This window comes from Pedobacter sp. D749, from assembly GCF_019317285.1.
Taxonomy (GTDB): Bacteria; Bacteroidota; Bacteroidia; order Sphingobacteriales; family Sphingobacteriaceae; genus Pedobacter.
Genome location: NZ_CP079218.1, coordinates 2,865,368 through 2,891,554, shown reverse-complemented (window position 1 = coordinate 2,891,554; position 26,187 = coordinate 2,865,368). Strand labels below are relative to the sequence as shown.

At 37.9% G+C, this 26,187-nt stretch carries 23 protein-coding genes and 1 riboswitch; of the genes, 16 read left to right on the top strand and 7 right to left on the bottom strand.

The features are described from left to right. Positions 1–70 precede the first annotated feature (70 nt). Both KYH19_RS11535 and KYH19_RS11530 read left to right on the top strand, forming a co-directional pair. Positions 71–1,603: a DUF2271 domain-containing protein gene (locus KYH19_RS11535; protein WP_219078819.1), complete on the top strand. Its 1,533-nt coding sequence runs from the start codon at positions 71–73 to the stop codon at positions 1,601–1,603. Further along, entirely contained in the window at positions 1,569–2,258 is a 690-nt protein-coding gene (locus tag KYH19_RS11530; RefSeq protein ID WP_219078818.1) for a PepSY-associated TM helix domain-containing protein, read from the top strand. The genes KYH19_RS11535 and KYH19_RS11530 overlap by 35 nt, the downstream gene beginning before the upstream one ends. 357 nt (positions 2,259–2,615) lie before the next feature. On the opposite strand, the gene KYH19_RS11525 is transcribed toward KYH19_RS11530, so the two are convergent. Then, positions 2,616–3,842 (bottom strand): multidrug effflux MFS transporter, encoded by a 1,227-nt coding sequence (locus tag KYH19_RS11525; RefSeq protein WP_219078817.1) that lies wholly within the window; start codon positions 3,840–3,842, stop codon positions 2,616–2,618. Between the two features lie 208 nt (positions 3,843–4,050). On the opposite strand from KYH19_RS11525, the gene KYH19_RS11520 reads away from it, so the two are divergent. The 4 genes from KYH19_RS11520 (at position 4,051) to KYH19_RS11505 (ending at position 6,539) form a co-directional block, all read left to right on the top strand. Then, the gene (locus KYH19_RS11520) at positions 4,051–4,821 is read left to right on the top strand and encodes a queuosine precursor transporter (protein ID WP_219078816.1); all 771 of its coding nucleotides are present in this window, start codon (positions 4,051–4,053) and stop codon (positions 4,819–4,821) included. A 25-nt stretch (positions 4,822–4,846) separates the two neighbouring features. Next, positions 4,847–5,290, top strand: a complete 444-nt coding sequence (locus KYH19_RS11515; RefSeq protein WP_219078815.1) for a hypothetical protein — start codon at positions 4,847–4,849, stop codon at positions 5,288–5,290. A 103-nt stretch (positions 5,291–5,393) separates the two neighbouring features. Beyond that, entirely contained in the window at positions 5,394–6,191 is a 798-nt protein-coding gene (locus KYH19_RS11510; protein WP_219078814.1) for a type II toxin-antitoxin system antitoxin SocA domain-containing protein, read from the top strand. 39 nt (positions 6,192–6,230) lie between these two features. Continuing rightward, positions 6,231–6,539, top strand: coding sequence for a hypothetical protein (locus KYH19_RS11505; protein ID WP_219078813.1), 309 nt, complete (start codon positions 6,231–6,233; stop codon positions 6,537–6,539). Positions 6,540–6,615: 76 nt separating this feature from the next. Here the strand turns inward: KYH19_RS11505 and KYH19_RS11500 are convergent, their stop codons facing one another. The 3 genes from KYH19_RS11500 to KYH19_RS11490 all read right to left on the bottom strand — a co-directional run bounded on the left by KYH19_RS11500 (position 6,616) and on the right by KYH19_RS11490 (position 10,419). Beyond that, complete coding sequence (locus KYH19_RS11500) at positions 6,616–7,860, bottom strand: homoserine dehydrogenase (RefSeq protein WP_219078812.1); 1,245 nt, start codon at positions 7,858–7,860, stop codon at positions 6,616–6,618. Positions 7,861–7,998: 138 nt separating this feature from the next. Continuing rightward, complete coding sequence (gene metX, locus KYH19_RS11495) at positions 7,999–9,057, bottom strand: homoserine O-acetyltransferase (RefSeq protein WP_132396633.1); 1,059 nt, start codon at positions 9,055–9,057, stop codon at positions 7,999–8,001. Between the two features lie 30 nt (positions 9,058–9,087). Continuing rightward, on the bottom strand, positions 9,088–10,419 hold the full coding sequence (locus KYH19_RS11490) for an O-acetylhomoserine aminocarboxypropyltransferase/cysteine synthase family protein (protein WP_219078811.1): 1,332 nt from the start codon (positions 10,417–10,419) through the stop codon (positions 9,088–9,090). A 256-nt stretch (positions 10,420–10,675) separates the two neighbouring features. Beyond that, positions 10,676–10,786, bottom strand: a riboswitch (SAM riboswitch). 213 nt (positions 10,787–10,999) lie between these two features. On the opposite strand from KYH19_RS11490, the gene KYH19_RS11485 reads away from it, so the two are divergent. Continuing rightward, entirely contained in the window at positions 11,000–12,013 is a 1,014-nt protein-coding gene (locus KYH19_RS11485) for a hypothetical protein (RefSeq protein WP_219078810.1), read from the top strand. A gap of 190 nt (positions 12,014–12,203) precedes the next feature. On the opposite strand, the gene KYH19_RS11480 is transcribed toward KYH19_RS11485, so the two are convergent. Then, positions 12,204–13,319, bottom strand: coding sequence for a PLP-dependent aspartate aminotransferase family protein (locus tag KYH19_RS11480; protein ID WP_219078809.1), 1,116 nt, complete (start codon positions 13,317–13,319; stop codon positions 12,204–12,206). 122 nt (positions 13,320–13,441) lie between these two features. On the opposite strand from KYH19_RS11480, the gene KYH19_RS11475 reads away from it, so the two are divergent. From KYH19_RS11475 to KYH19_RS11460, 4 genes are all read left to right on the top strand, one after another. Further along, a complete protein-coding gene (locus KYH19_RS11475; protein WP_255562629.1) occupies positions 13,442–13,936 on the top strand; it encodes a hypothetical protein in 495 nt (164 codons plus the stop codon). A 343-nt stretch (positions 13,937–14,279) separates the two neighbouring features. After that, the gene (mqnE, locus tag KYH19_RS11470; RefSeq protein ID WP_219078808.1) at positions 14,280–15,473 is read left to right on the top strand and encodes an aminofutalosine synthase MqnE; all 1,194 of its coding nucleotides are present in this window, start codon (positions 14,280–14,282) and stop codon (positions 15,471–15,473) included. A gap of 114 nt (positions 15,474–15,587) precedes the next feature. Beyond that, the gene (locus KYH19_RS11465; RefSeq protein ID WP_219078807.1) at positions 15,588–16,214 is read left to right on the top strand and encodes a histidine phosphatase family protein; all 627 of its coding nucleotides are present in this window, start codon (positions 15,588–15,590) and stop codon (positions 16,212–16,214) included. A gap of 128 nt (positions 16,215–16,342) precedes the next feature. Further along, entirely contained in the window at positions 16,343–17,083 is a 741-nt protein-coding gene (locus tag KYH19_RS11460) for a menaquinone biosynthetic enzyme MqnA/MqnD family protein (RefSeq protein ID WP_219078806.1), read from the top strand. A 235-nt stretch (positions 17,084–17,318) separates the two neighbouring features. Here the strand turns inward: KYH19_RS11460 and KYH19_RS11455 are convergent, their stop codons facing one another. Further along, positions 17,319–17,633 (bottom strand): HPF/RaiA family ribosome-associated protein, encoded by a 315-nt coding sequence (locus KYH19_RS11455; RefSeq protein WP_121286459.1) that lies wholly within the window; start codon positions 17,631–17,633, stop codon positions 17,319–17,321. A gap of 425 nt (positions 17,634–18,058) precedes the next feature. On the opposite strand from KYH19_RS11455, the gene mutS reads away from it, so the two are divergent. Then, positions 18,059–20,638: a DNA mismatch repair protein MutS gene (gene mutS, locus KYH19_RS11450; protein WP_255562628.1), complete on the top strand. Its 2,580-nt coding sequence runs from the start codon at positions 18,059–18,061 to the stop codon at positions 20,636–20,638. Positions 20,639–20,862: 224 nt separating this feature from the next. Then, on the top strand, positions 20,863–21,240 hold the full coding sequence (locus KYH19_RS11445) for a C40 family peptidase (RefSeq protein ID WP_244095152.1): 378 nt from the start codon (positions 20,863–20,865) through the stop codon (positions 21,238–21,240). A gap of 168 nt (positions 21,241–21,408) precedes the next feature. Here KYH19_RS11445 and KYH19_RS11440 read toward each other — a convergent pair whose 3' ends face one another. Continuing rightward, on the bottom strand, positions 21,409–22,596 hold the full coding sequence (locus tag KYH19_RS11440) for a DUF1624 domain-containing protein (RefSeq protein WP_219078805.1): 1,188 nt from the start codon (positions 22,594–22,596) through the stop codon (positions 21,409–21,411). A 286-nt stretch (positions 22,597–22,882) separates the two neighbouring features. Here KYH19_RS11440 and KYH19_RS11435 point away from each other — a divergent pair, with 286 nt between their 5' ends. The 3 genes from KYH19_RS11435 to KYH19_RS11425 all read left to right on the top strand — a co-directional run bounded on the left by KYH19_RS11435 (position 22,883) and on the right by KYH19_RS11425 (position 25,912). Further along, positions 22,883–24,307, top strand: a complete 1,425-nt coding sequence (locus KYH19_RS11435; RefSeq protein ID WP_219078804.1) for a glycoside hydrolase family 125 protein — start codon at positions 22,883–22,885, stop codon at positions 24,305–24,307. Between the two features lie 227 nt (positions 24,308–24,534). Beyond that, complete coding sequence (locus tag KYH19_RS11430; RefSeq protein WP_219078803.1) at positions 24,535–25,731, top strand: GAF domain-containing sensor histidine kinase; 1,197 nt, start codon at positions 24,535–24,537, stop codon at positions 25,729–25,731. Beyond that, the gene (locus KYH19_RS11425; protein ID WP_219078802.1) at positions 25,718–25,912 is read left to right on the top strand and encodes a hypothetical protein; all 195 of its coding nucleotides are present in this window, start codon (positions 25,718–25,720) and stop codon (positions 25,910–25,912) included. The genes KYH19_RS11430 and KYH19_RS11425 overlap by 14 nt, the downstream gene beginning before the upstream one ends. Positions 25,913–26,187 lie beyond the last annotated feature (275 nt).

The following is a 26,187-nucleotide window of genomic DNA, read 5'->3' as shown; positions in this document are numbered from 1 at the left end:
ATGCTGCTTATTTAAAATTATTCCAAATAAACTCTTTTCTTTGCATTGAAATCTCAATAATTCATTAAATATGAAGTTTAAACACTTAACCGCGGCCTTTTTATTGGTAATAAGTGCATCTGCATTTGTTAATCCTAAAAAAGACCTGAGAACATTTGTTTCCAATTATGAAAATGTATTGGGCACATCATTAGAATTAAAATTTAAAGCAGTTAGCCAGGCAGATGCAGATTTAGCTGAAACGCATGCATTAAATGAGATCGATAGGCTTGATGGTATTTTAAGTGCGTATAAAGCGAACAGTGAGTTTAGTAAATGGATGAGCAATGGTAAACAAACCACTAAAGTTTCGGCAGATTTGTTTGAGGTTCTAAAACAGTTTGAAAACTATAAAATATTAACCAATGGTGCGCTTGATGCATCAGCTAAAGTAATAGGAGATGTTTGGAAAAAGGCAGCTGCCGAAAACCATTTACCATCAGCTGCAGCATTACAAAATGCCGTTACCTTGGTTAAACAAAAACATTACATCTTAAATGAGCAGGATAAAACCGTAACGCGTTTAGATGATGCGCCATTGGCATTAAATTCTTTTGCAAAAAGTTATATCATTAATAAAGCTGCCGAAAAAGCTATTCAAAGCCCCGGAATTGAAAGCGTGGTGGTGAATATTGGTGGCGATATGGTTATCAAAGGAAACCAGCCGGAAGCTATTGAAATAGCAAACCCTAAAGCTGATGCTGAAAACGATATTGCGTTAACAACCATCAAAGTATCGAATATGGCTGTGGCAACCAGTGGTAATTACCGCAGAGGTTTTAAGGTAAACGGCAAATGGTACTCGCATATTGTTGATCCTCGTACAGGAAAACCTGCTGCAGAAATAATTAGCGCAACGGTTATTGGCCCTGATGCCAGCGAAGCAGGGGCTTTGGCTACTTCTTTTAATGTACTTTCCTTAGCCGAGATTGAAGCATTAACTTCAACAAGAAATGATATCGCATATTTGTTAATCACGAAAGATGGCAAAGAAATCAGAAGTAAAAAATGGGCTGATTACGAGCTTGCTTTAAATAAGCCAGTTCCTGTTTTAGAAAAAGTTAGCAAAGCCGATAAACTTTGGAATCCTAAGTATGAGTTGGTTGTAAATTTGGAAATTGCCAATATCGAATCTACTGATGGTAAACGTGTTCGTCGTCCGTTTGTGGCCGTTTGGATTGAAGATGCCGCTAAAACACCTGTACGCAATCTGGCCATTTGGTATAATAAACCACGTTGGTTGCCTGATTTAAAATCATGGAATCGTGCCAATGGCGATGAGTTTAAAAAAGGAGCAGAAGGAAAACTAAGCTCAACGAGTTCTGCTACACGTGGGCCTGGTAAATATAGCTTATCATGGGATGGAAAAGACGATAGCGGGAAATTGGTTAAAGCAGGTAGTTACACCGTTTTTATTGAAGTAGTCCGCGAGCACGGCACTTATCAGGTAATTGCTCAGGAAATGAAATTTACCGGCTCAGCAAAAAAAATAGAATTAACGCCAAATACAGAACTAACCTCAGCATCTCTTGACTACAGAAAAATCGGAACTGCAAAAAAATAAGATCACGGTTGCACCTGGCGGCCTGGGAAAAAAGCAGGTTAAAAAAGATAGCGGAAAAGGTAAAGGGAAAAAGCGGTTAGCTGGCTTATCACGCTGGCTGCACATTTATTTATCGATGGTGAGTTTTACAATCCTGCTCTTCTTTGCAGTATCGGGCTTAACCTTAAACCATGCAGATTGGTTTACTTCCGGTAAAGAATTGGTTACTAAAGATTCTGGTTCGGTAAACTTAAAATGGGTAAACCAACCCGATACCAATAAGATCAATAAGTTACAACTTGTTGAGTTTTTTAGGAGCAAACATGAGGTTAAAGGTGCATTGAGCGATTTCAGAATGGATGACAGAGAATTGAGCTTAACCTTTAACGGACCTGGTTACCTGGCCGATTCTTTTATAGACCGCGAAACGGGTAAATACGAATTAACCACAACCAGGTTTGGTGCTGTAGCTGTGATTAACGATTTACACAAAGGAAGGGATTCTGGTAAGGCCTGGTCGTGGATTATCGATATTTCGGCAGTGTTGATGACATTAGTGTCCATCTCCGGAATTATCTTAATCTGTTTTATTAAAAAGAAACGATTAAGCGGTTTCATCATCGCAGCAGTAGGTACAATTGTTTGCTATTTGATTTACAGGTTATTTGTACCATAGTTTTGCCACCAAGAAACGGAGACCGTATCATATTTGTGATTCCATTCGAACTTGTCAGGTTGAGCTTATCGAAATGCTTTGCAAGGTATTTAAAGAGATTCTTCGACAGGCTAATATTGATAGACTCGAATAGAATGGTCGTCATTGCGAGGCACGAAGCAATCTTAAAGCGCTCGCTACTAGCGATAGTTGTAAGATTGCTTTGTCGGCTGAAAAGGCCTCCTCGCAATGACGATTCCTGGCCGGCACATAGCACTAAAAATCCTCTGTCACTAATATTCATCTTCTACTATAAATTAACCCTCAGGATGAGATTTTATATTTATGATACCCCCTTTGTGTCTTTGTAGTATAATACTAGTGCGCTGCAACAGCAGCATCAGGCGATGCCTCCACTTCAGTTGTAATAAACCTTCTGCCAATCAATAAACAACACAAAGCAATAAAGGCCGCGGCAGTCATTACTAAAGGCATCGGTACAACCGAGTGTTCACTAAATAAACTTACCATAACCGAAGCCAAAGCACCCAATCCCATTTGTAAGGCACCCATTAACGCCGATGCACTACCCGCATTTTTGGTAAATGGTGCGAGCGACAAGGCAGCAGCATTTGGATTTATTAAACCTAAGCAAGCCAAAAATAAGGCAATAAAGCCTATCGTAGAATATAAACTCAGCCAATTGTTTAACGCAAAAACCAAAAAGATTAAACTGAAAATACATTGAGCAATAAGTGCATAGGTGACAATTTTTTTACTGGTAAACCATCTAAGTATTAAGCTATTTACCTGACTTGATCCAATAAACGATACCGATAACAGGGCGAAAATCCATCCGTAGCCAGTCTTACTTACTTCGTAAATTTTCATAAATACCTGAGGCGAGGATGATACGTAGGCGAATAATCCCGAAAAGGTAATTGAACTGATTAAAGCATAAGTATAAAATTGAGGTTCTTTTAAAACGGTAAAGAAATTGGTTAAAATTGGCTTTGGTTTTAAAGAGTAATTCGGATCAGGCTTATAACTTTCGGGCAGTTTGAAAATGGAAGCCAGGAGCATTAAAATCGCCATCAATCCTAAAAACACAAATACATATTTCCAACCTAATGCCGAAATTAAGTAACCACCTGCTGTTGGGGCAAGCATAGGCGAAACAGCGATAACCAACATCAAGGAAGCAAATACCTTCGGGCTTTCTTCTACTGAAAACAGATCTCTTACCATAGCAACTGAGGCTACAGCCGTGGCACAGCTTCCAATAGCCTGCACAAAACGTAAAATAATTAATTCATTAACGTCTGTCACTGCCAAACAAAGAAAAGAGGAAAGGATATAAAGTGCCAGACCAAAATATAGCGGTTTCTTTCTTCCAAATTTATCCAGAAGCGGACCATATAATAACTGGCCGGCAGAAATCCCGATAAAAAAACTCGAAAGTGAAAGGGCTACCGTTGATTCATTGCTTCTCAAATCCTTGGCAATATCAACAAAACCGGGCAGGTACATGTCGATGGAAAAAGGGCCAAGTGCCGCCAAAGAACCTAAAATGAGTATGAGATAGAAGTGTTGTTTTTTAGCCATGAAGATTACCGGATTTTGATGGCGCAAAGATTGTGAGATTTAAGTTGTTAACCTATTTTTACAGTCGAACGATTGTAAAAATCATATTTTGAAGATAAATAAATTAAAATAGTGTACAATTTGGCAACCGCGTAATCTTTGTGCTCCTGTGTTAAAAATATAATGATTGTTATGTTAAATCTGCTATTTATTTATAGATTTATAGTCTATGACTTTTAAGACAAAAGAAAGCCGTTTACTACTCATTCTGGGTAGCTTTTTCGTGGCAAACGCTATATTATCAGAGTTTATTGGAGTTAAGCTATTCAGTGTCGAAGAAACGCTGGGTTTTAAAAAGTTCGATATTAATTTACTGGGCGTTCCGCATCTATCCTTTGTCATGTCAGCAGGAGTATTAACCTGGCCGATCATTTTCATCATGACAGATATTATAAATGAATATTTTGGTGTAAAGCAAGTCCGTTTTTTATCTGTCCTCACCTCAATTTTAATCGCATTCGCCTTTATAGTGGTTTGGGGCTCTATGCATTTAAGCGCTGCCGATTTTTGGGTACACCAAAAAATTAATGGTGAAGACTTAAATATGAACAATGCATTTGCAGGGATTTTTGGTCAGGGCATGTGGATTATTGTAGGTTCAATTACGGCTTTTATTATAGGACAGCTATCCGATGTTTTGATTTTTCACCGGATTAAAAAGATAACGGGCGAACGCGCGTTATGGCTGCGTGCTACGGGCTCAACGCTGGTATCGCAATTGATTGATAGCTTTGTGGTCATCTTTATTGCCTTTTATTTAAATCCTCAGTATCACTACAGCTGGCAAATGGTTGCCGCAATAGGTTTGGTGAATTATACTTATAAATTCGCGGTGGCTATTTTAATGACCCCAATTTTATATGGAGTACATGCCATTATTGATGGATACCTGGGTAAAGATCTTGCCCACAAACTCATTAAAATGGCGGGCAGAGGCTAATATTAAAACAGCCAAATAATAAATTATGAGAAATATTTTAATGCTACTCGCAGTACTTTCAATATTTTCCTGTTCTGGTAAAAACGAAAATGATCAGGAGCTTAATATTCAGGGTACATGGCAGTTACTATCGGCTACAACCATCGAAAATGGAAAAAGTAAAACCACAGATTATTCGGGTAAACTGAAAATGATCAAAATTCTCAATCACAGCCATTTTGCATTTTTAAGGCACAGCCTTGATGTTAAAGATAGCACTAACTTTGATGCCGGTGGTGGAACTTTTGTTTTAGATAAAGATGATTATACCGAGCATCTGGAATATTATAAGGATAAAAACTGGGAGGGTAAGACTTTTAAGTTCAAACTCACCATCCATAACGATACTTTGATTCAGAAAGGTGTAGAGAAGGTGGAAGCAGCAATGGTAGACCGGGTGATTATTGAGAAATACATTAAGGTAAAGTAATTATAAAATATACAAGATTAAAATATTAGGGGTTTGATTTACTGTTTGTTCTTAAATAGATCATGCTGTTGTTTGGTTTTAAAACAAATCGTATCTTTGATTTATGAGGTACGAACTATCTAAAAAGGAAATTGGTGAGAGAATAGCTAACCTACGTTTAAGTAAAGGTTTCTCTCAAGAGGATCTGGCAAAAAGTATTACGATTTCAAGGCCTTCCCTGGCACAAATAGAATTAGGAAACAGGAGTGTTAGCTTAAGCGAAATGCAACGGTTATCTGTAGTTCTGGGTTTCTCTCTCGATGATTTTATGACCAAAGATTTTCTAGCCAATCAAAGCTTAAAATTACCTGATGAAACAAACGAAGAGCTTGTAGAAGAACGTATTTCTGTTCCAACTTTAAATATCAATAAGTTTAAAAACGTTTTGCTTTATATTTTAGAACGTTGTGCAGGTAAGCCTAATGTTGGCGAAACCGTACTGTATAAACTCCTTTATTTTTCTGATTTTAATTATTATGAATTATATGAAGAGCATTTAACAGGTGCGAAGTATAAAAAGTTGCCTTATGGCCCTGTTCCTCAAAAGTTAGATGCGATTATCAATCAAATGATAGATGCAAATCAGCTTCAGCGAATAAAAACAGAATTTAAAGGTTACCCACAAAAGCGCTATCTGCCACTTGTAAAAGCTGATTTAACCTTACTCAAGGCAAGTGAAAAAGATGTTATAGATAAAGTGATCGAACAAATGAGCGATTGGTCGGCTATAGCTATAAGCGATTATTCGCATAAAGATTTACCTTGGGAAGTTACAGAAGAAGGTAAGGATATTAGCTACGAACTCGCATTCTATAGAGAGTTGCCATATTCTGTAAGGGTGTATGACGAAGATGATAATTAATGTATGCATTTCGATTCACTCACCGAATTTAATAGGGATTTGAAATTTCTATTAAAAAAGTATCGAACATTAAATGACGACTTGGAAATGGTAAAGACAATTATAAATGTTAGGCCAAGTCAGCAGCCACCATTTAGCTTTACAATAGATAACTTAGGTATTAATACCTGTGTGATTAAAATAAAAAAGATGGCCTGCAAATCTTTAAAAGGCCGCGGGGTAAACTCTGGTTTGAGATTAATCTATGCTTATTTCGAAGAAGAAAAAAAGATAGTTTTTATTGAGCTTTATCATAAAAACGATAAGGAAAATGAAGACAGGCAACGTATTTTAGAAAATTTTAAGTAAACCGCAAAAGGCCGGACTCGCTCCGGCCTTTGTACTTAACAACAAAACAAATAAAAAAAATAACCTTAAAAATAAGTTATAGGCTTGCCAGCTCCTCGGCAAAAACATTTTCACTCAATTGCTCCTGTTTGTAAATTTGTCTGCCTGTGTAGGCCACAAAAACAGATTCATCCAATAGTAAGTCCCGGTTTTTAATCAAACTTTCTAACTTAACCGTTCCAACTACATATTTATAACTGCTGGCTGCATAACGTTCACTAATGTTATCAAATTCCAATAGGGTAATCAGATCTTCATCCGCATAACGCAAATAAACTTCTAAAAGAATTTCTTCTGTATGTTTTACACCATTCTCTGAGTGGTATTTTTTATACTCGTAACGGTAATCGTAACGCAGGGCTGCAATATCAGATAGTACAGCAGCACCAGTAGGATGGCCACCCGCACCTTTACCATAGAAAAACTGTTTATCAGCAAAAGCTGCCTGAACTGCAACTGCATTGTACTCGTTTTCTACGTTGTAGAGAAAATCATCTTTAGCTACCAGTTTAGGGAGTACATAGGTCACAATATCTTTTGTATTGACCTTACGTGCTGTGGGAACCAACTTAATTTTGAAATTTTTCTCACGTGCATATTTAATGTCGTAATCAGAAAGGTTCTGTATACCAATGTTTAAAATCGCATCAGGATTTACAAATAAACCATAAGCATGTACGGTAGCAATGGCCAGTTTATATTTTGGATCATAACCTCCCACGTCTAAAATTGGATCGGTTTCTGCGAAACCTAAATCCTGCGCTTCTTTTAATGCCGAATCGTAACTTTGTCCTTCGTTGAATATTTTTGATAAAATATAATTAGATGAGCCATTAAAAATCCCACTCAAAGCATGGAATAACTCATTATCGTAATATTCTTCTAAATTACGGATAATTGGAATACTGCCACAAACAGCACCTTCGTACAATAGGGAAGTGCCATATTCCTGTTGTAAATCTACCAGTTCTTTTAAGTGTGTGGCGATCATTTTTTTATTGGCCGAGACTACATTTTTACCGTTTTTTAACGCATTAGTTACAATTTCGTAGGCAGCATCGGCATCATTAATCAATTCTACAATTGTATTAATTTCTGTATTGTTCAGTATTTCGTTGCGGTCCGTAGTAAACAGATCCTTATTGAGGCTACGTTTCTTTCTTGGGTCTTTTATCGCGATTTTAATGATCTCCAGGTTCAGGTTCTGGCTTTGGATAATGTCCAATAAACCTTGCCCTACAACGCCGAAACCAAATAAACCGATTTTTAAATTCTTACTCATTATTTTAGATTGATTACACAGATAAACAGATTACACCGATTAACTGTATTTATTTTATATTATTTTTTGGTGAATTTGATAGTACAGATATTAGCTATTCTTTTTATTTTTCACCCTAAACCCTAAACCTCAACCTTTTTAGGCCGTATGCTGTAATTTGATGATTTTTTTATTACGGCTTTCCTTCATAAAGTTTCCGATGACGTTAGTCAAAGCATCTGTTTCGATTAAAAAACCATCATGTCCATAATCAGAATGCAAGGCGCAAAATTCTGCCCCAGGGATATGATCTGCCAGATATTTTTGCTCCGATAAAGGAAACAAAACATCATTTTCTATTCCGATTACCAGTGTATTGGCGCTGATTAGTTTTAGTGCATCGCCAATACTTTTTCGGTTACGGCCCACATTGTGGCTGTCCATAGCTTTCGTTAAATAATAATAACTGTAAGCATTAAAGCGGTTGATTAACTTTTCTCCCTGATAATTCTGGTAAGAAGACGACCTGAAATTGTCAGTCTTATCGTTTACACTTTCTACCTGCGTACTGCCATAAGCACTATACGTTCTGTAACTTAAAAGTGCAATACTACGGGCAGTTTTTAAACCCTTGCTACCTCCGTTCGGTTGGTTGGCATAAAAAGTTCTATCTGTGGTAATGGCTAAACGCTGACTTTCGTTAAACGCAATTCCCCATGGAGAATGCGCCGCATTGGTGGCAATCAGGATTAGGTTTTCGATTTTATTCGGTTCCGAAATACTCCATTCTACAGCTTGTTGCCCACCCAAAGAACCACCGATTAATAATTTAATATAATCAATACCTAAATGTGAAGCCAATAACTGATGTGCCGATACTAAATCGCGGATCGTAAACTGCGGAAACGAAAGGTAATAAGGTAAACCTGTTACCGGATTGGTACTTAATGGGTTGGTGCTGCCATAATGCGAGCCTAAAACATTGGCACAAACGATATAATGATCTTCCGGGTTGAACAAAGCATTCTGACCGAACAAACCTTCCCACCATTCAAAAACATCAGCATTGGCAGTCAGTGCGTGGCAAACCCAAATTACATTATCTTTATTTGCATTTAATTTGCCATAAGTTTGATAAGCAATTTGCAGGTTGCGGATTTTTTTTCCGCTCTCTAATTTGAACTGTTTATTATAATTATACGTTGATGCTGTACTCATTGTTATGTTGTATTCGGAAAATGAACGGGACTAGGCTAATAAACTATCTGTAGAAACCTGAGCGTGAATAGATGCAAAAGCCTGCTCGAAATCGGCCTTAATGTCATCAATATGCTCAATACCGACTGAAACCCGTAATGCGTTTGGTTTTACACCTGCGGCTAATTGCTCATCTTCACTCAATTGTTGATGTGTGGTTGCCGATGGCTGGATAATCAACGTTTTTGCATCGCCAACGTTTGCGAGGTGAGAAACCAGTTTTAAATTATCAATAACCTGTGTGGCATTTTCTTTACTTCCTTTTAATTCGAAAGATAAAACTGCACCGAAGCCGTTACTTAAATATTTTTTTGCCAGGTTATTATATTTGCTACTCGCTAATCCCGGATATTGTACTTCCTGAACCAATGGATGATTTTCTAACCAGGTAGCCAGTTCTAAAGCATTATCAACATGGCGTTGTACACGGAGCGATAAGGTTTCTAAGCCCTGCAATAAAAGGAAAGAATTAAAAGGGGATAGGGCAGGACCAAGATCTCTTAATCCTTCCACACGTGCACGGATGATAAACTGGATGTTGCCAAATGGTCCGCCGATGCCGAAAACATCGCTGAAAACCAAACCATGATAACCTGCTGATGGTTCAGAGAATTGATGGAATTTACCATTGCCCCAGTTATAGTTTCCGCCATCAATGATCACACCACCAATGCTTGTGCCGTGTCCGCCAATCCATTTCGTTGCAGATTCTACAACAATGTTTGCTCCATGTTCTAAAGGCTTAAACAAATAACCTCCTGCGCCAAAAGTATTATCAACAACTAAAGGTAAATCGTATTTCTTTGCAATTGCAGCAATTTTCTCAAAATCAGGAACACTAAATGCCGGGTTGCCGATGGTTTCGAGATAGATGGCTTTCGTTTTATCGGTAATTTTAGCTTCAAATTCGTCAGGTACATCTGGATTCGCAAAATCGACATGGATACCTAAACGTTTAAAAGCAACTTTAAACTGGTTATAAGTTCCACCGTAAATGTGCGAAGAAGAAACAATACTATCTCCAGCTTCTAAAATGTTATTCAATGCAATAAACTGTGCAGCCTGTCCTGAAGCTACCGCCAAAGCAGCTACGCCGCCTTCTAAAGCTGCAATACGTTTTTCGAAAACATCATTAGTCGGATTCATGATCCTGGTGTAAATGTTGCCAAACTCTTTTAAAGCAAATAAGTTGGCGCCATGCTCAGCGTTTTTAAATCCATAAGAAGTAGTTTGGTAAATCGGCACAGCCCTTGAACCTGTTGTTGGGTCTATTTCCTGACCAGCGTGTAATTGTAAAGTTTCAAATTTATATGATGTTGACATGATTTCTGTTTTATTTATTGATGAGACGTAGTGATTTAGGTTGATTTTAAAACCTAGCAGGGCGTATCCCGATGTTTCGGGACCTTCCAGTTTGAAAGAAACAAAAAAGGAAGATTTTTTAGATTACTGTATGCAACAGCACATACAAGTAATTGCACACCTATTGAAAAAAGTAAAAATAGAAGTTTGTTCTAAATTTTTAAGGTTTGCACTGGGGTCGCTTAGCGATTGAAGATTTAATGTTTTCATCAGTTTTCATTTATATCTCCAGATAACACCATATTATCCGGTCAGGAATTGGCACCTTCTCTTTCTGAGGGTTGCCAGTGGGTCATCGAGCCAGTCTCTCGCCACTTCTTTATAAATCAACCTGCGAAGATTGACTTTTATTTAGCTTTCTACCAAATAATATTTCAAATGTCTGAATTTAATTTTAATTCACAAAATAAAATTTTGAATTTTTGTTAATCGTTTGGAAATGAGTAATGTATTTTATTGTATTGCGGCAAATTAAAACTTTTAATATAAAAATTAACACTTAAAATTCTAAGTTTGTGTGACCTATCTAAATATAATTATGATGAAAAATATAACAGTTCTAGGCTTAGGCCTGCTATTCACGGGGATGTGTTTAACTAATGCAAACGCCCAATTCGGAGGTTTAAAAGATAAATTATTGAAAGTCGGTACTGCTCAGGGTGCTAAAGCTTTAGGCGTAGACAGGTTTTTAAAACAGCCAGCTGCCATTACCACCAACTTTGAGGATGTAAACAGGGATGGCGAAAAACTGCCTGATTTCATTAATTCATTAAATTTAAAAGCTCAGCCCTTGTATTTACTGCCTAAAAATTCAGATGGCGGTTTTGTACTCTGTGAGGGTTTGTACGAAATGACCAACAAAAGCTACTGCCTGAAAGCCGGAACTTTTGCGCCATCAAAGGGCGATGGTTACATGTTTGCCCCAGTTTTAGGCTCGAAAGAAGAAATTGTAGTTGCGATATTAAAAAGTGCAGAGAAACATCCTGAAGTAGAACAGCATGATATCCAGGCTTTACTTTGGACCATTATTGCCAGAACAAAATTTGCCGATTTTAACGGACAAGTTAAAGTAACTGCAATGAAATTGTTAACGCCAAAACAACTTACGCAATTGGAAGGAGGCGCTTTAGGCATTTTACCTTTTGATGTAATGGAAAAAGCTAAAGACCAGTTACCTTCAGGAATGAAAGCTGTTTTTGAAGCAGAAAATAATATCCGCCAACTGGTGTCATCTGGGAATTATACTTATGCCGATATGGAAAGATATGCTATTATAGCGGGGATGGCTCCGCCGAGAAGTGATGTGCCAAGTGGCATCTGGACGAAACACCCTGACGGTTATTATGTGCGTTATTTTCCTTCTGGTTATTCAATTACCAAAGTGCAGGTTTATGTACCAAAAGGATTATTAGCAGATGGAAATAAATTGGTTTATGATGCAGCAGGGGATATTGCTTGTCCTGCCAATACCGGTTCTCAACGTTTAGCGCAAACTAACGAACCACTGGAGGCTAACTATTCGTTAAAGTTGACCACGATTTGTAATCCTAAGTAAGTTTTGGAAAATTAGGGTACTGTAGTCCTTAGGAGATTGCAGTCCCGCTTTACGCTTTATCTTTTTGGCTACCCTTCGACTTCGCTCAGGGTGACAGCCAAAAAGGATATCGCTGCAATCGGGTTTAGCAACAAAGGTTCGAAATAACTAGAAACCTATAAGGTCTTAAAGACCTCATAGGTTTTATACTTTAACCTAACGCCTGCGCTAAATCGGCAATAATATCGTCTACATGCTCTAATCCTACTGAAATACGGAGTAAATTTTTTGGCGTTTTACTATCCGGTCCTTCTACTGAATAACGGTGTTCTATCAAACTCTCTACACCACCTAAACTGGTAGCCTGTGCAAATAGCTGAACTTTATTTGCCACTTTATGAGCAGCTTCAGCATCGCCCTTAACTAAAAACGACATCATCCCGCCAAAATCTTTCATCTGTTTTTTTGCAATTTCATGTTGTGGGTGACTTTCCAACCCAGGATAAAATACAGCTTCAACATTCGGATGTCCGTTTAAATAGTCGGCTACTTTTTTGCCGTTTTCGCAATGGCCTTTCATGCGGTAAGCCAGGGTTTTAATGCTACGGGTTAATAAAAAGCAATCAAAAGGAGAGGGTACGGCACCACCGGTTTGTTGTATATTTTTGATGCGCTCCCATAATTCATCTTTTTTGGCCGTAATTAAAATCCCACCAAGCACATCACTATGGCCTCCTAAATATTTGGTACTGCTGTGCATTACTATATCGGCACCCAATAATATTGGATTCTGTAAAATTGGAGAGGCAAAGGTGCTGTCGCAAACCAGGGTGATATTTTTTGCTTTAGCAATTCTGGCAATTTCTTCAATATCTGTAACCTTTAGTAATGGATTAGAAGGGGTTTCGATCCAGATCAGTTTAGTATTGGGCTTAATGCTTGATTGTATCAGATTTAAATCCGTTTGATCAACAAAATCAAATTCCAAACTATCGTTAAAAATAGTAAGTAATTGTTTTTTTATGCCCCAATACATATCATCTGGTGCTATAATATGGCTACCTGGTTTTAAAGCCTGAAACATGGCCAGTCCACAGGTATTACCCGAAGAAAAAGCAGCTGCATCTTCGCCATATTCTAATTTTGCTATAGTGTTTTCTAAAGCAGACCGGTTTGGATTACTTACCCTGCTATACATGTGCCCACCGGGATAACCACCATCTTCGCTACGAAAAAAAGTGGTTGATAGATTAATTGGCAGCGTAACATCACCTGTAGTACTTTTTACGAGATTAGAAGCGTGAATAGCAAGGGTTTCGGGTTTCATAATAATTGATTTTAATCGAAATGATATCGGGAGCAATTTAATAATTTGGCGCTAATTTAAGGTTCGTAATGGTTTTGGCAAGATTTATGTAACAAGTTTGTCGAAATTTAATTAAACAAAAAATGAAAAGATTATTTATAGCTATCGCAATAGCATGTTCTACTTTAGTAATGTTACAAAGTTGTAATACTGCAAAAAGAGTAACTGCAGGAGTAACAGGTAGCAGAGGTACAGTTGTTCGCGACTGGGTAGTAAGTAATGTGGCTTTAGAAGGTTTGCCTGATGGGGCTGTTCAAGGATTATTTGGAGAGAAATCGTACAAATGTTTCCAGGGAAGTACATGGAATTTAACCAATAGTGGTAATGGTTCTTACACTTTACCAGCATCAAGCACTTGTGGTTCGGTAATGCAGACTATATTCTGGTCGGCTGCACCTAAAGACCAGACTTTTCAGTTCAAAAAAATATTTGAAGGTGATAAAGCTAAAAACGTAACAGAAGGTTATCGTTTAGTGTTAACTGATCTTTCCAGCACACAAATGATCTTAAAATCGCCAATCGAATTTGGTGGTAAAACTGCAAATATCGTATTAACCTTTACCCCTGCAGCGAGATAATTAGATTTACCTGTGAAAAACATAATAAGAGCACTTCTGAAAAGAGGTGCTTTTTTTGTAACCGTTACTGATCTATCTTTATAGTTTCCTCTAAAGCGTCGTCATTTCGAGCGAAGTGCAACGAAGTCGAGAAATCTATAAAGATAGATCTCTCCATTCCACTGCGTTCAGTCGAGATGACGATGCCAAGAGATTTTACAAAATAAAAGCAATCAATATCTGCGTTTATCCGTGTTCATCTGTGGTTAATTATTAAGATTGACATTCAAAAATCACGGTTTGTTACAAGAAAATGATTTTCAAATCGCCCCATTATTGTATTTTTGTTCAAAATAAATCAGGAATGAATACAACTGAGCAAGTTGAACAAATATTAGCTGATACCAATTTATCAACTGAATTACAAAACATAGCACACAAAGTTCTTCACGGAGAACGGATTACATTTGATGAAGGTGTTTACCTTTATGAACAGGCTGAACTAGGTTACCTCGGTGTCCTCGCCAATTACATACGTGAGAAAAAACACGGCGATAAAACTTATTTTAACCGAAACTTTCACTTAGAACCTACCAATCTTTGCGTTTACGACTGCAAATTTTGCTCGTACTCCCGTTTAATTAAACAAAAAGAAGAAGGCTGGGCTTTAACGATGGAGCAAATGCTCGATATCGTTAAAAAATACGATGGTGAACCGGTAACGGAGGTACATATTGTTGGGGGCGTGCTTCCACAATACGATGTGGCATTTTATTCTGCATTATTCACGGCTATTAAACAACACCGTCCTGATCTGCATGTAAAAGCATTAACGCCTGTAGAGTACCACTATATTTTCAAAAAAGCTAAAATCGATTACGCAACAGGTATGCGTTTGATGAAAGAAGCCGGATTGGAATCGATACCAGGTGGTGGGGCAGAAATTTTCCATCCAGAGATCAGGGAGCAGATTGCCAAAGATAAATGTACTGGTCAGCAATGGTTAGATATACATGAAGAATGGCACAAACTGGGCATGCGCAGTAATGCGACCATGCTTTATGGGCATATCGAAAAATACTGGCACCGCGTAGATCACATGGAGAAACTAAGGGAACTGCAAGACCGTACTGGTGGTTTCCAGACTTTTATTCCGCTAAAATTCAGAAATCAGCATAACCAGATGAGCAATGTGCCTGAATCTTCAGTAATTGAAGATTTAAGAAATTATGCCATTGCCCGTATCTATATGGATAACTTCGATCACATTAAAGCTTATTGGGCAATGATCAGTCGCGAAACCGCTCAGTTATCCTTAAATTATGGTGTAGATGATATTGACGGAACTTTAGATGATACCACAAAAATATACTCTATGGCCGGTGCAGAAGAGCAAACACCTGCAATGAGTACTAAAGAATTGGTGAATCTGATCAAACAAGTAGGCAGAAAAGCAATAGAACGCGATACGTTATATAATGTGGTTACGGATTTCGAGCATGTTGTTTTTGAGGAAGAAAAAAAACCGCAATATTATAAGCTGCCTGTGGTGAATTAGTGATAGAATGATGGAATAATAGAATGAGTGAATGAGAGAATGAGTGAATGAGGATATTGAGTGTTAAATTTAACATTCAATCACTCAAAAATCTCTCATTCAATAATTAATTAGATGAAAGAAATATACATCATACGCCACGGCGAAACGGAATTGAACAGACAAGGCATAGTACAGGGCAGAGGTGTAAATTCTGACTTAAATGATTTAGGAAGGGCACAGGCAGAGGCTTTTTATCAAAAATATAAGGATATTCCTTTTGATAAGATTTACACTTCTGATTTAAAACGTACCTGGCAAACTGTTCAGAAGTTTATTGATGCTAAATTACCCTGGGAAAAGCTTTCGGGATTAGATGAGTTGGCATGGGGTGTTTGGGAAGGAAAACCAAATACTGAAGATGCGCGTGAGGCTTTCCGTGAGATGTTGCAAAGCTGGGAAGATGGAGATTATACGGCTCATTTTGAAGGGGGCGAAAGCGTGCAGGATGTTTACGAGCGTTTGAAACAACCAATGGAAGTTTTAATGACCAGACCTGAAGAAAAAACAGTTTTACTTTGCATGCATGGTAGAGCAATGCGTGTTTTTCTTTGCTTATTATTAGACAAACCATTAAGCCTGATGACCGAATTCCCACACCAGAACACCGTACTTTATAAAATGGGTTTTGAAGATGGAAAATTTACCGTACTCGAATTTAATAGTGCCGTTCATTTAGATAGTTTAGTAATCGGGGAATAAACGGCCCCGGTTCGTGTCTCCTCGAAATTAAATAAGCCATAGTTCGTGAGGACACGAACCATGGCGTAAGACAGTTTAGTAATTGAATATTCGCTTAACGCCAAACGCGAAGCGCAAAACATAATACTTTGAATAAGATTAAAATATCGGCTGTTGCTTACACCAACACTAAAGCTTTTATATACGGACTAGAACATTCTGACATCATAAATAAAATTGATTTAAGTTTAGATATCCCTTCTGATTGTGCAGCTAAAGTAATTAACGGTCAGGCTGATATTGGCTTAATGCCTGTAGCAGCTATTCCCCTGGTTCCAAATGCCAATATTGTAGCCGATTATTGTATCGGAAGTGATGGTGGTGTAAATTCGGTATTCATTTTTAGTGAAGTTCCTGCCCAGGAAATTAAAACAGTAAGGCTGGATGCCCATTCCCGTACATCAAACAATTTAGCCAAAGTTTTACTGAAATTCTACTGGAAAAAAGAAGTGGAATTTACGACTGATCCAACTGCAAAAACAGATGCCTTTGTTTTAATAGGAGACAGGACATTTGGTAAAAAAGAAGATTTCGCTTACGCTTATGATATGGGTGAGGAGTGGAAAAACTTTACCGGTTTACCCTTTATGTATGCAGCCTGGGTGGCCAACAAAGAAATTTCGCAGGACTTTAAAGATCAATTTAATGCCGCTTTAAAATTTGGCCTTGATCATAGAAAAGAAGTTTTGCAAGAGTTACCGGAGGTATTGAATTTCGATCTGGAAGATTACCTTTACCATAAACTTCAATTTGAGGTTACCGATGAAAGAAAGAAAGCGCTCAATCTGTTTCTAGGATATATTGAAGAATTGGAAAAAGTAACTATATAAATGGAATCGTCTCGATCCAATAGCTATCGGATGTAGCATAGCGAAATGGAGAGATCTGTAATAGATTTCTCGACTGCGTTTCATTTATCTCGAAAGGAAGATTGACTATATTGCCGAGTTGTAAATCAGGCTTTAAAAAGCATGATTCCCAACTTGAATTGGGAATCATAATGCATTTACTATTCGTGCTTTAAGATTACCGCCTACGCGGGAATGACGTTCACGATGAAGAAATTTAGTGACTTTTCATTTTTCCAGCCACTTTTTCAAGCGCGCTTTTCAGCTTGGTTAAAGCGCCTGTAATGGCTAAATCGTAGGTATTGCCCATATTGGTAACGGCTAAAGGTTCTTTTCCGGTTATTCTGGCCTCCAACAAACATCTTTTATCGTCTAAACCATCTTTACTGCCGTTTTCATCAGATAGATGAACTTCTAAGCGCGTAATTAAATCGCTGTATCTGCTCAAACCTTCATTTAACTGGGTTTGGATTTTTTCGTCGTATTCCTGGTGTATGGTTAAATTTTTGTCGGTATTCAGTTGGATCGTCATAATTAAAATATTAGGTTAAATTATACAAACGTAACACACAACTATAAGAAACGTTTTTAATTAGTGTTGATTTTACAATTGGCTTATAACGGACCATTGTATCTAAACCTGGTAGAAGCGAACACGAGTGTAACGATTAAAGCGGATAACAGGACTGTATAACCCGAAATGCGCAGAACCCTTCATTTCCAAATCATGGTTAACTGTAAATTGGTCAATTGTTGATGGAAGTAAAATAATATATAACTGGGTTATAACATTTATAAATTGGTTAACTGTAAAATCCTACGATTAACCGGTTAAACAACCAATTTTTTTTTAACTTTTCAACAAAACAGTTGTAAAATGCTTATTCGTGTTATCTTTATGGCTTTTGTAAATTAATTTCAGTTTTGGCTAAAGACACGAATAAAGAAACCCCGTTAATGCAGCAGTACAACGCAATTAAAGCGAAGTATCCGGGTGCACTTTTACTATTTAGGGTTGGCGATTTTTATGAAACCTTTGGCGAAGATGCCATTAAAACGGCACAGATTTTAGGTATAGTACTCACCAGAAGAGGCACTGGCCCAAATGGCGGTGCATTGGAACTGGCTGGTTTTCCGCACCACTCGTTAGATAATTACCTTTCTAAACTGGTTAGAGCTGGTCAGCGTGTAGCCATATGCGATCAACTCGAGGACCCTAAAACCACAAAAACCATTGTTAAACGTGGTGTAACCGAGTTGGTTACCCCTGGAGTAGCTTATGGTGATAATATTGTAAACCAAAAATCGAATAATTTCCTTGCCTGCGTTTTCTTTGATAAAACACAACTGGGCGTTTCATTTTTAGATATTTCAACAGGTGAATTTTTAATTGCACAGGGCAATAGCGATTATATTGATAAACTTTTACAAGGCTTTAAGCCGACAGAGGTTATTTTTCAGAAATCTAAAAGACAGGTGTTTACCGAAAACTTCGGCGACCGTTTTTACACTTTTGGTTTAGATGAATGGCCGTTTACTACTGATTTTGGAAACGAAACCCTGATGAAACACTTTGAGGTTTCATCTTTAAAAGGTTTTGGGGTGGAGCGTTTGCAGAGCGGAATTGTAGCAGCTGGTGTAATTTTACACTATCTGGGCGAAACTGAACACCGGAATTTACAACATATCAGTTCGATAGGCCGTATTGAGGAAGACCGCTATATGTGGTTAGACCGTTTCACCATTCGCAATCTCGAATTAGTGAATTCACCAAATGATAATGCGGTAACCTTGTTCGATATTCTGGATCATACCTGTACCCCAATGGGTGCGCGTTTGTTGCAGAAGTGGATCATTATGCCATTAAAAGAATTGAAACCAATCCAGGAACGACTTGGAATGGTGGAGTATTTTGTAAAACATGAGGAACTACAAGGCGAATTTTTAAACAACATTAAACAGATTGGTGATTTAGAACGACTCATTTCTAAAGTGGGCCTGCAACGTGTTGGTCCAAGAGAACTGGTTGCCTTAAAACGTGCGCTTTACCATATCGAAGCAGTTAAAAAACTGGCTGCCGATTCTAAAAATCCTTTCCTGATTAAAATAGCAGATCAGTTAAATCCATGTTTGGCTATCCGCGATAGGATTGAAAGGGAATTGCAGCCCGAGCCACCAGCTTTGCTGATTAAGGGGAATGTAATTGCCGATGGAATAGACGAAGATTTAGACCGCTTGCGTAAAATTGCCTTTGGTGGTAAAGATTACCTGGTGCAGATCCAGAAACGCGAAGCAGAGGCAACAGGAATTCCATCCTTAAAAATTGCCTTTAATAATGTTTTTGGTTACTATTTAGAAGTTACCCATACCCATAAAGATAAAGTGCCGGAGGGCTGGATCCGTAAACAAACGCTGGTAAATGCGGAGCGTTACATTACACCGGAGCTTAAAGAATACGAGGATCAGATTTTAGGTGCGGAAGAAAAGATACAGGCTATTGAAATTAGATTGTATAATGAACTGATGTATGAAACAGCCAGTTACATTAAACCGATCCAGCTTGATTCATTTTTAATTGCACAGCTCGATTGTTTATTGTGTTTCGCACAGCTGGCTGTTAAAAACCACTATAACAAACCCAAAGTTACCGAGAATAAGGTGCTTGATATTAAAGGCGGGCGCCACCCGGTAATTGAAAAACAACTGCCAGTGGGGCAGGAATACATTACGAATGATGTATACCTCGATACTGAGAGTCAGCAGATTATTATGATTACTGGTCCCAACATGGCGGGTAAGTCGGCCATTTTAAGGCAAACTGCGCTGATTGTACTGATGGCGCAAATGGGTTCCTTCGTTCCTGCCAAGGATGCAGAAGTGGGTATTGTAGATAAGATTTTTACCCGTGTAGGGGCATCTGATAATATTTCATCAGGGGAAAGTACATTCATGGTCGAAATGAATGAAACGGCCAGTATCCTGAACAATATTTCGGATGATAGTTTAATCTTACTCGATGAAATTGGCCGCGGAACGAGTACCTATGATGGTATTTCAATTGCCTGGGCAATTGCTGAGTTTTTGCATCAGCACCCAACAGCGCGACCAAAAACCTTATTCGCTACACACTACCATGAGCTTAACGAACTGGCCAACACCATGCCGCGCATTAAAAACTTTAATGTATCGGTAAAAGAAATGACCAATAAGGTGATCTTTTTAAGGAAACTGATTCCTGGTGGCAGTGAACATAGTTTTGGGATACATGTAGCAAAAATGGCCGGCATGCCAACAAAACTAATCGGTCGGGCCAATGAGATCCTGAAAAAACTGGAAATAGACCGTACAGAAGGACAAAGCATCAAAGACAGCATTAAAAAAGTACAGAACCAGGCTTACCAATTACAGATGTTCGCGATTGATGATCCTGTTTTGGTGAAAATCCGCGATACACTCAATAATTTGGATGTAAACGCGTTAACACCTGTTGAGGCGCTGTTAAAATTAGACGAAATACAGCGGTTAATAAAAAATTAGGAAAGGTTAGAGGTTTGGGGTGTAAGGTTTAAGGACAAAACATCTTTAATCTCTAATACATTAATATATTATTTATGCAGCTTACCTTGAACCTTATACCTTTTAACTTCCACCTGAAAAGGAATATATTATTTTTAATAGCAATCATATTTTTTCTTTCGTCTTGCGGAACAAGAAAATATACGGTCAAAAGTGATACAAAAGCTTCGAAAGCGGCAGATGCAATGGCAAATTTACAAAGCAAACCGCTTTATCGTTTCATCACCGATTGGACAGGGGTGAGGTACCGATTTGGCGGATTGGATAAAAATGGTGTTGATTGTTCTGGTTTTGCTTTTTTACTGGAGAAAGAAATATATGGGGTTACACTTCCCCGTATTTCGCGTGAGCAGGCCAATGTGGTAAAACGTAAAAACATTGATAGTTTAAAGGAAGGAGATCTCGTATTTTTCTCTTTTGGCGGCAATGATGTAGATCATGTTGGGGTTTACCTCAATAATGGTTTTTTTGTGCATGCCAGTACTACCAGGGGAATAGTTGTTGATGATATAACTCTTCCAGCTTATCAGAAGGTATTGGTTAAATCGGGATCGGTAAATTAATTCTTACTGTCATTCTGAATGCAATGAAGAATCTTTAACAGATGAGCACTAACCAGTGATTTGTGATACTACAAGAAAGATTCTTCGCTTTGCTCAGAATGACAATCTGTTATTAAAACAAACTTTATTATCTAATGTGAAATCGACTTTATGATACACTTTCTTTGTTTAAACATACCTTAACCACCACTGTTTGTGGTTTTCTTTGTATCGTTTAAACCATCTGCATGGTAAATACAAGGCTGCTACTGCACAAAACCATATTGAATAGACTATTGGCAAACCAAAACCAAATGTAGCCGGTCTAAACCAGAACGGAATTTGTACAATATCCTTACCTGTGTACCCTGTGGCAAAAAATACAATTACAAGTAGGGTATGAAGCAGATAAAAGTGCAGTACATAATAAAAGAAAGGTACAGCGCCATACACAGCAGTTATCCTGGTAAACCAATTATTCAGGTTTTCAGTGAAAGCCAAAAATAACATGGCCGGACCTAAAGTCATGGCGGTATACTGTAACGATGGTGGATATTTGCTTACATTAAAAAAAGCAAGCAAATTCTTAAAAAAGTCGTGATATTCTTTTCGCGGAGCAGGATCGCCATATATATTGATCAATCTCAAAGAGATAAACACAAATATAGTGAGCAAACCCACAATTAATAAATTGCGCTTTCTGCGCTCGGCAGCGTAGCCTTTTTTATAACATGCACCAACTCCATAACCCACAAACATCACACCTGTCCAAGGCAGGATGGCATAAAATACACCAACAAGATGAGTACTTGAAACCGGCAAAATAGTTCCCGACGCCGTGAAAAATATTTTTAAGATCATGCCACCGTTTGTGTCTGTAGGCGCAGGGAATAAATCGAAAAGGTTATGCCCGAAAACCAATATTAAACCAATTATAAGCACAGTTTTATAAGAAATTCGGCTGAATAGTGCCAAAAAAATCATGCTAAAGCCAATTGCCCATATCACCTGAAGGATGATGAAATTGTAAAATGGATTAAAGGTTAAACCGAGTGTAATTAATGCGATTTCGATTACAATTAACCATAAACCTCTTTTTAACAAAAAAGAACTTGCCTGTGCTGGTGTTTTATTCTGTGCAGATAAATAAGCGGATAATCCAGACAAAAAAACAAAGGTTGGTGCACAGAAATGGGTAATCCAGCGGGTAAAAAATAACATCCCGGTAGTGGTTTCAGGATTTAGCGGATCGCCTGTCATGGCACCGATATGAAAGAAATCTCTCGTATGATCAAGCGCCATAATAATCATCACTAACCCACGTAATATATCGATGGATAAAATTCGCTTTGATAGGGTCATGTGATCCGCATTCATAACAATAGGTTTGGATGTTTAAATATAAGCATTCAGAATTATTTTTACAGATATACTTGATTACCTTAGGACATCAGAATCTGATCTGAATCTATTTCAATATACTGTACAAGAAAATCGATTTAGGAATGGTTTAATTGGTCATCATGATTTTGATGTTCGAAAAATTATCATAATATTTGTTAAGGACTAACCGAATAATGTGCTATCATTATCATTTATATGATTGATAATAGAATGCGTTCCGTTCCATAAAAATTAAACCAAAATATCATAATACATCATAATGAAAAGAAGAACATTTATACAAAACACAGGCTTGTTAGGGGCAGGAGTTGTTGCATCGAAATTTTCTTTTGCTGCCGATCTTGCACCAGAATTTCCTGTGGTACGTGTAGCTGCCGCAAAACGACATTTTCAAAGTAAAGCTGTAGATACTGCCATTAAAACTTTCCAGGCAAATGTTAAAAATCCTGAATTGGCCTGGCTGTTCGAAAACTGTTTCCCAAATACGTTAGATACGACGGTTTATCATTCAGAAAAAAATGGCAGACCAGATACTTATGTAATTACAGGTGACATTGATGCCATGTGGCTACGTGATAGTTCTGCCCAGGTTTGGCCTTACCTTCAATTTGTAAATGAAGACGAGCCGCTAAAAAAACTGATTGCCGGTGTAATTATCCACCAAACCAAATGCATTTTAAAAGATCCTTATGCTAATGCTTTTTATGGCGATGCCAATAAAGTAGGTGAGTGGAAAACTGATGAAACCGCTATGCAGCCGGGTGTACATGAACGCAAGTGGGAAATCGACTCGTTGTGTTATCCTATCCGTTTGGCTTATCATTACTGGAAAAAAACAGGTGATAAAACACCATTTGATGCCGACTGGAAAAAAGGAATTGAAGCCACTTTAAAAACTTTTAAAGAGCAACAGCGCAAAACAGATAAAGGCCCGTACCATTTCCAAAGGGAAACCACAAAACCTACCGATTCGTTACCGATGGCGGGTTATGGTTTTCCGGTAAATCCGGTTGGATTGATCTGTTCTGCATTTCGTCCGAGTGATGATGCCACCATTTTTCCTTTCCTGATTCCTTCTAATTTCTTTGCCGTATCAAGCTTAAAGCAGGCAGCAGAAATGATAAAGGCCCTAAACAGCGATAAAACATTAGAAAGTAACTTGTTAAATCTTGCTGATGAGGTAAACGCTGCACTTCAAAAACATGCTGTTGTAAATCACCCGAAATACGGCAAAATTTATGCCTTCGAAGTTGATGGTTTTGGCAGTTCGTATTTAATGGACGATTCGAACGTACCAAGTTTATTGGGTTTACCTTATCTGGGTGCCATGAAAATTGAAGATCCGATTTATCAAAACACCAGGAAATTTGCACTTTCAAAAGATAATCCTTACTTCTTTAAAGGTACTGCTGGAGAAGGCATTGGTGGTCCGCATGTTGGTCAGGACATGATCTGGCCAATGAGCATTACCATGCGCGCCTTAACATCGAAAGATGATGCAGAGATTAAATATTGTATAGATACTTTGCGTAAAACGCATGCTGGCAAAGGTTTCATGCATGAAGCTTTTAATAAAGACAATCCTGCAAACTTTACCAGGGCCTGGTTTGCCTGGTCTAACACCTTATTTGGTGAACTGCTTTGGAAAACTTATCATGAGAAACCAGCTTTATTAAAAGCTTAACATACCCTACCGTATTGATTGGTGTTATTGACTGATTTTTATATTCTGTTCAATTCTAATCAATACGGTTTTGTTTTATCTTTAAAATTTGATGTTAATCCGGGACTTTCTACGCAAATTAGGAATAAAGCGATCAATCTATGTAAAAGCTGTGTTAAAACACCATTTACTGTTTTTTGCATCATGTAAATATTTGTAAATTGCTTGAAAATTATAGCCTTATAGTATTGCAAAATTCTAGTAAAACCATCCTTAACGATATCGAATCCATAAGCAAGATTCCTGCAGTTGCACATATTTTAGAAATTGTTTGTAGAACCACAGGAATGGGCTTTTCGGCAGTGGCCAGGGTTACATCAGATACATGGACTGTTTGTGCTGTTCGTGATGAAATAAATTTCGGGTTAGCTGTGGGAGGTGAACTTAAACTGGAAACGACCATCTGTAACGAGATCAGGCAGCATAAACAGGCTGTTATCATTGACCATGTGGCAGAAGATCCTGATTTTGCACATCACCATACGCCGTTAATGTATGGTTTTCAAAGTTACATTTCTGTACCCATTAAGCTAAAAAATGGTGATTTTTTCGGTACACTTTGTGCCATTGATCCTAAACCTGCTAAACTGAAAAATCCAACGGTTACAGGTATGTTTACCATGTTTGCTGATTTAATTGCCTTTCATTTAGACGCACTGGAAGAACTTGCTAAAACAGAGAGAGAATTAAAAAAGGAACAAGAAATAGCTGTTTTAAGGGATCAGTTTATTGCTATTTTAGGTCACGATTTACGAAATCCACTAAATGCAATTTCAAACAGTGCACAGCTTTTATCACGTTTGAATGTAGATGAACGCACTGGCCGTATCACTAAAATTATCAGGGATTCTTCTTTTAGGATGAATGGTTTGATCGAGAACATGCTCGATTTTGCGAGCGGACGATTAGGCGAAGGCATTACGATTACTAAAACACCAGACGAAGATTTAGAAAAGTTGCTGCTTCAGGTGGTAGAAGAGTTACAGGCCATTTGGCCATCAAGAGCTATTAAGTTAAATTTTAATTTTGATCATCCTGTTCATGCAGACGGGAAACGACTGGCTCAGCTTTTTTCTAATTTATTGGCTAATGCGTTAAATTATTCGCCATCAGATTCTACCGTTGAAATTACCGCATTTAGCAATACCGAAGAGTTTAATCTTTGCGTAGCGAATAAGGGCAAACAAATACCCGCCGCTGCTATGGAGCGCCTATTTCAGCCGTTTTCCAGAGGTGAGGTAGAACCCAATCAGAAAGGCCTGGGTTTAGGTCTTTACATTGCCTCAGAAATCGCCAATGCGCATGATGGTACCCTTGATGTATCTTCAACGCCTGAACAAACCTGTTTTACGTTGCGCTTACCTTCACAAAATGATCACAGTTAACGATAGTTTGCCAACATCAACACTTTTAGAAATTAAGGTCGGAGAGGTTATAACAGATGGAAAGAGCCAATCTGGCGCCGTTAAAAGTGTTGAAATCAGTGAAACGGATGAGTTTTTAATGTTTCTTTTTCAATTGGAAGATAACCACATTATTGTTAAGAAGCTTAAGCAGGTTTGTTAACTCCTCTTATTCATCATTCGATAGTTATTGGATAGCGTATAAAGGGAAAAATCTATTCGTATTTAAAACTGCTAAAAATCCTGGTTCAGCTACCATAGACAGAATCCATAAGTACGGTCGTCATTGCCTCGTCGGCTGAAAAGCCTTGTTATAATGACGTTTATTTAAACAACTGATATTTAGGGTTATTTTTACCATATAAGACATTTAAGGGCCATATAAGCTTATATGGTGTGAATTACTTAATGAATTAGATGTTCTTAGGTGTCTAAGGT

What these genes read in the sequence shown, in the direction of transcription:
- mqnE (WP_219078808.1), top strand. Translation starts at nt 14,280, where the DNA reads ATGAATACAACTGAGCAAGTTGAACAAATATTAGCTGATACCAATTTA.
- KYH19_RS11440 (WP_219078805.1), bottom strand. Translation starts at nt 22,596, where the DNA reads ATGAATGCGGATCACATGACCCTATCAAAGCGAATTTTATCCATCGAT.
- KYH19_RS11525 (WP_219078817.1), bottom strand. Translation starts at nt 3,842, where the DNA reads ATGGCTAAAAAACAACACTTCTATCTCATACTCATTTTAGGTTCTTTG.
- KYH19_RS11520 (WP_219078816.1), top strand. Translation starts at nt 4,051, where the DNA reads ATGACTTTTAAGACAAAAGAAAGCCGTTTACTACTCATTCTGGGTAGC.
- mutS (WP_255562628.1), top strand. Translation starts at nt 18,059, where the DNA reads ATGCAGCAGTACAACGCAATTAAAGCGAAGTATCCGGGTGCACTTTTA.
- KYH19_RS11515 (WP_219078815.1), top strand. Translation starts at nt 4,847, where the DNA reads ATGAGAAATATTTTAATGCTACTCGCAGTACTTTCAATATTTTCCTGT.
- KYH19_RS11445 (WP_244095152.1), top strand. Translation starts at nt 20,863, where the DNA reads ATGGCAAATTTACAAAGCAAACCGCTTTATCGTTTCATCACCGATTGG.
- metX (WP_132396633.1), bottom strand. Translation starts at nt 9,057, where the DNA reads ATGAGTACAGCATCAACGTATAATTATAATAAACAGTTCAAATTAGAG.
- KYH19_RS11425 (WP_219078802.1), top strand. Translation starts at nt 25,718, where the DNA reads ATGATCACAGTTAACGATAGTTTGCCAACATCAACACTTTTAGAAATT.
- KYH19_RS11510 (WP_219078814.1), top strand. Translation starts at nt 5,394, where the DNA reads ATGAGGTACGAACTATCTAAAAAGGAAATTGGTGAGAGAATAGCTAAC.
- KYH19_RS11465 (WP_219078807.1), top strand. Translation starts at nt 15,588, where the DNA reads ATGAAAGAAATATACATCATACGCCACGGCGAAACGGAATTGAACAGA.
- KYH19_RS11480 (WP_219078809.1), bottom strand. Translation starts at nt 13,319, where the DNA reads ATGAAACCCGAAACCCTTGCTATTCACGCTTCTAATCTCGTAAAAAGT.
- KYH19_RS11475 (WP_255562629.1), top strand. Translation starts at nt 13,442, where the DNA reads ATGAAAAGATTATTTATAGCTATCGCAATAGCATGTTCTACTTTAGTA.
- KYH19_RS11455 (WP_121286459.1), bottom strand. Translation starts at nt 17,633, where the DNA reads ATGACGATCCAACTGAATACCGACAAAAATTTAACCATACACCAGGAA.
- KYH19_RS11435 (WP_219078804.1), top strand. Translation starts at nt 22,883, where the DNA reads ATGAAAAGAAGAACATTTATACAAAACACAGGCTTGTTAGGGGCAGGA.
- KYH19_RS11485 (WP_219078810.1), top strand. Translation starts at nt 11,000, where the DNA reads ATGAAAAATATAACAGTTCTAGGCTTAGGCCTGCTATTCACGGGGATG.
- KYH19_RS11490 (WP_219078811.1), bottom strand. Translation starts at nt 10,419, where the DNA reads ATGTCAACATCATATAAATTTGAAACTTTACAATTACACGCTGGTCAG.
- KYH19_RS11500 (WP_219078812.1), bottom strand. Translation starts at nt 7,860, where the DNA reads ATGAGTAAGAATTTAAAAATCGGTTTATTTGGTTTCGGCGTTGTAGGG.
- KYH19_RS11535 (WP_219078819.1), top strand. Translation starts at nt 71, where the DNA reads ATGAAGTTTAAACACTTAACCGCGGCCTTTTTATTGGTAATAAGTGCA.